The sequence below is a fragment of the Rhodococcus sp. EPR-157 genome (assembly GCF_001647195.1).
In the GTDB taxonomy this organism is placed as follows: Bacteria; Actinomycetota; Actinomycetes; order Mycobacteriales; family Mycobacteriaceae; genus Rhodococcoides.
Genome location: NZ_LVCV01000145.1, coordinates 1 through 4,420, shown reverse-complemented (window position 1 = coordinate 4,420; position 4,420 = coordinate 1). Strand labels below are relative to the sequence as shown.

The 4,420-nt window shown below is 62.2% G+C and carries 3 protein-coding genes and 1 pseudogene; 3 read left to right on the top strand and 1 reads right to left on the bottom strand.

What is annotated here, in order from left to right:
* Positions 1-161, bottom strand: a pseudogene (locus A2J03_RS30385) (methylmalonate-semialdehyde dehydrogenase (CoA acylating)); the annotation flags it as partial.
* Between the two features lie 153 nt (positions 162-314).
* Between A2J03_RS30385 and A2J03_RS05880 the strand changes: the two are divergent.
* The 3 genes from A2J03_RS05880 to A2J03_RS05870 all read left to right on the top strand — a co-directional run bounded on the left by A2J03_RS05880 (position 315) and on the right by A2J03_RS05870 (position 4,382).
* Positions 315-1,940 carry a PucR family transcriptional regulator gene (locus A2J03_RS05880; protein ID WP_068370704.1) on the top strand — a complete coding sequence of 542 codons (1,626 nt, stop codon included), beginning with the start codon at positions 315-317 and terminating at the stop codon, positions 1,938-1,940.
* 166 nt (positions 1,941-2,106) lie between these two features.
* Positions 2,107-2,919: a carbon-nitrogen hydrolase family protein gene (locus tag A2J03_RS05875; RefSeq protein WP_068370702.1), complete on the top strand. Its 813-nt coding sequence runs from the start codon at positions 2,107-2,109 to the stop codon at positions 2,917-2,919.
* Positions 2,916-4,382 carry an APC family permease gene (locus A2J03_RS05870; protein ID WP_231912389.1) on the top strand — a complete coding sequence of 489 codons (1,467 nt, stop codon included), beginning with the start codon at positions 2,916-2,918 and terminating at the stop codon, positions 4,380-4,382. The genes A2J03_RS05875 and A2J03_RS05870 overlap by 4 nt, the downstream gene beginning before the upstream one ends.
* Positions 4,383-4,420: the final 38 nt, after the last annotated feature.

The following is a 4,420-nucleotide window of genomic DNA, read 5'->3' as shown; positions in this document are numbered from 1 at the left end:
GCGTCGATGACGGCTTTCGCGTCGCCCGAGTTGGCCAGCGCCAGTTGTCCGGTCACTTCGCCGGTAGCGGGGTTGGTGACGGGGGAGGTCTTGCCGGAGGTGCCGGCAAACTCCTTGTTGTCGATCCAATGCGAGATCGATCGCGTGGTGCTCTGTGTCATGGTGCTCTGTGGCATTGGCTGTAGGTCCTTACAAGTTACGGCTGGCGGCTGACGGCCGCCGCGTTCGAACGACCCCCTAAGCCTGCGGTTCGTGCCCCGAACATTTCTGCCGCAATGCGTAAGGGTTTGAGCCTGTTGCTTTACGATATGTAGGTGCAACCCAGCCTGGCGGAAATACTGGCGCTCCCGGTCCTGCAGGCGGGTGATCCTCAGGTGCTCGGCGGACCGCTGGACAGCCTCGTCCGGTGGGTGCACGTGTCGGACGTGTTCGATCTATCGGAATTGCTGCAGGGCGGCGAGCTCGTACTCACCACAGGCCAACCGCTGACCGACCCGAGCCTGTCCCACCGATACCTGCGAGGCCTGGCTGCGGCTGGGGCCATCGGCTTGATCGTCGAACTCAATGCGCGTCTGAGCTCGTTACCGGACGATATGGCCGAATTGGCCGATGCACTCGGTTTCACGCTGATTGTGCTGCACCGACCCATCAAGTTCGTCGAGGTCACCGAACACGTCCACCGATCGATCGTCGCCGAACAATACGAGGAAGCCGCATTTGCCCGGCACGTCCACGAGGTGTTCACCGCGCTGAGCATGAACCGCGCAACGCTGAGCGACATCACGGACGCGGTTGCCGATCTGCTCGGCGTCCCCGTCGTGTTGGAGGGTCTCAACAAGCAGGTGCTGGCCTTCGCGGCGATGGGTACGCCCGCGTCGACGCTGCTCGCGGACTGGGAACGTCGTTCGAGGCTGGCGCCGTCGGGCGCAGTGACCACTGTTGCCGGCCCGGAGGACTGGCTGATTTCGCAGGTGGGTCAGTACCGGGGCGAATGGGGTCGCTTGATCGTGCCGATGGCCGCGGCGACGCCGAAGGCCCGGATGATCATGGCGCTCGAACGAGCGGCGCAAGCTCTGGCACTGCACAGGATGGTCGAACAGGACAGGACAGCGTTCGAGCAGCAAGCCCAAAGCGGTTTGATCGACGAGCTGAGACGCGGTCGTATCCACGACGAAGCCGAGGCGACGACCCGTGCCCGTGCACTCGGCCTGTATCAGTCCTTGCTGTACGTACCGCTCACCGTGCGCGTCGCGGTCGCGGCGCCCAACAACGATCAAGTCCAGGCCCAGCGTCAGCAGGTCGCCATGAGCGATGCCATCCGACATGCGGTGGCATCTACGCGAAATACTGCGCTCACCGCGAGCCGAAGACCCGGGGAGATCGACCTCATTCTCGCGCCGTCGAAACAACAGCAGATCGACGACGCCCTCCAGAGCGCGTGCGCTGCAATCGAGTCGACGATTCTTCGTCTCGACGGCGTCACCAAGTGCGCGATCGGAGCCGGAGCCGCTTCCGTCCGGGTCATCGACGCGGCTGTCGGGTTGACCGACTCCGCTCATGTCGCGAGTGTCGCCCTGTCTATGGCGCCGAGCGGCAGAAGCTACTACCGAGCGACGGACATCAGGTTGCGTGGTCTGTTGGCGGCCCTTCGCGACGATCCGCGTGTGCAGGCGTTCGCCGAGTCGGAGCTGCGTGGGTTGCTCGACCCCCGAGCACGCCACGGTGACGACTTGTTCGAGGTGTTGCGACAATTCCTCGATACCGCGGGGAACAAGACGGTTCTGGCTCGGAAGATGCACCTGTCGCGGCCGACGCTGTACGCCAAGTTGGCGTCGATTCAGCGGATCCTCGCCGTCGATCTGGAGGATGCCGAGTCGCGGACGTCGCTGCACGCTGCAATGCTCGTTCTCGACGTACCGCCCGTCGGCCTGAATCGCTAGTCGCCCTGGCATCGCATGATCTATGCGATGTGTAAATCTTGCGGTCGACTTTCTTACAGTGCGTCGGTGGACAACGACGCTGTCCCGGAGCAATGTTAGCGAGGTCACGTCGCACCGATAGCGGGCGTGTCAGTTGCTCTCCCCGGACTTTTTCGAAAGTAGCCTTATGAAATTGCACGTCGCAGGCCTTCAGACCGCGGGTACCCCGGCCGACATCGAGGCCAATCTCGCTGAGCTCGACGCGGCTGCGCTCGCCGCGAGCTCGCGGGGTGCAGAGCTGCTGATCACCCCGGAATTGTTCATCACCGGTTACGACATCGGTGATCGAGTGAAAGAGCTTGCGCAAGGCGATCTCGTGTCACCGGTGGCTCGGATCGCCACCCGTCACGGCATAGCGGTACTTGCAGGGTTTCCGGAGCTGGACCGCGACGGAACGCTGTACAACAGCGCAGTGTTCGTTGCACCGACGGGTGACATTCTGGGCTGTCACCGAAAGACGCACTTGTTCGGCGAGCTCGACAAGAAGTACTTCGCCGCTGGAGCCAACGCACCGACCGTTGTCGACTACAAAGGTGTTCGAATCGGCGTAATGATCTGTTACGACGTCGAATTCGCTGAAAGCGTCCGGATGGCAGCGCTCGCCGGCGCCGACCTCGTCGCGGTTCCCACGGCACAGATGCAGCCCTACGAATTCGTCGCCGAGTCCATAATTCGGGCGAGGGCTTGGGAAAACCAAATCTACGTCGCATACATCAACCACGACGGCGTCGAATCGAACACGGTCTACGTCGGCCGCAGCAGCATCGTCGCGCCGGACGCGACCGTCCTGGATTCCCTGGTCGACGGCAACGGACTGATATTTGCGGAAATCGATACAGCCGTAGTCCGCGAGGCGCAGCAGCTCAATCCCTATCTGACCGACCTACGCCCGTCACTCGATCCACATCGGGTCGCAGAATCCACGGAGGACCTCACATGAACGCACCGGAATCCAATACGACGCCACCTGTCGTCGAACAGGGGTCGTCCTCTGCGTCGCGCCGGCATCTGAAAGGTCAGCTGGGCGTGACCAGCATCGTGTTCATGGTGATCGCGGCTGCAGCGCCTCTGACAGTTATTGCCGGCAACGTTCCGATCGCGGTCGGACTCGGCCCCGGCGCCGGCGCCCCGGTCGGCTTCGTCATTGCCGCACTGGTGCTACTGGTGTTCGCAGTGGGGTTCGTTACGATGACGCCCTTCGTGGCAGAGGCCGGGGCATTCTTTTCCTACGTCACCAAAGGACTAGGCGCCCGTCTCGGGCTGAGTGCAGCCTTCGTCGCCCTAGTGGCGTACACGGCAATTCAAGTCGGAATCTACGGCTATCTGGGCTGGGCGATCGATGATCTGGTTCAGCATTACGGCGGCCCGTCGGCACCGTGGTGGGTGTGGTCGGTAGCGGTCTTGGCCTTCGTCGCCGTACTGGGTTATCGCCATATCGAACTCAGCTCGAAAATTCTGGGAGTCGCGCTGGTTCTCGAAATCCTCGTGGTAATCGTCCTCGACGTGGCCATCGTCGTTCAGGGAGGACCCGAAGGGATCGGTGCGACGTCGTTCACAATGGACGCTGTTTCCTCCGGGCCTATAGGAATAGCGGTGTTGTTCGCACTCACCGGATTCATCGGCTTCGAAGCAACCGCAGTGTTCCGGGACGAAGCACGAGATCCCGAGCGAACGATTCCCCGCGCCACCTACCTGGCTGTCGTCATCATCGGGGTGTTCTACGCAATCTCGTGCTGGGCGCTGGTGGAGGCGTGGGGGCCGAGTCAGGTGGCAGATGTTGCTCGGGCCGCTCTCGACAGTGGCGACAACATGCTGCTCGACACCGCAGGCATCTACGTCGGAGCAGTGGTACGTGACCTGATACAGGTGCTGCTGGTCACGAGCTTGATCGCGTGTGTGCTCTCGTTCCACAATGTGATCGCCCGCTACCAGTTCGCATTGGCGCGCAAGGGCGTTCTGCCCGAGCCTCTTGGCCGCGTCCATCATGCGCAGCACTCACCGTATGTGTCGTCCGTCGTGCAAAGCGTCACCGCATTGCTCTTCGTCGTCGCGTTCGCAGCAGTGGGACTCGAACCGTTGGTCGGGGTCTTCGGATCCATGGCAGGGGTGGCCACAGTCGGCATGGTCATCCTGCTTCTGTTGACCTCGGTTGCCGTCCTGGTGTTCTTCCGAAAGAACCCGGACGCACAGCGAGGGCGCGTTGTGTCGACTGTCGTTTTCCCTGCATTGGCGGTCTTGGGCTTGCTGGGGAGTCTTGGTCTCGTGCTCTCGAACTTCACCCTGGTGACCGGGCAGTCGGTCATGATCAGCGTCGGTCTGGCGCTGGTGCCGGTTGTGGCGTTCGTGGCCGGCCTCGTCCTCCGTCGTTCCAAGCATCTGTCCGAACGCAACGACACACTGTAGATCGACGCTTCACAAGGAATTCCACTGAGTATTGCGCA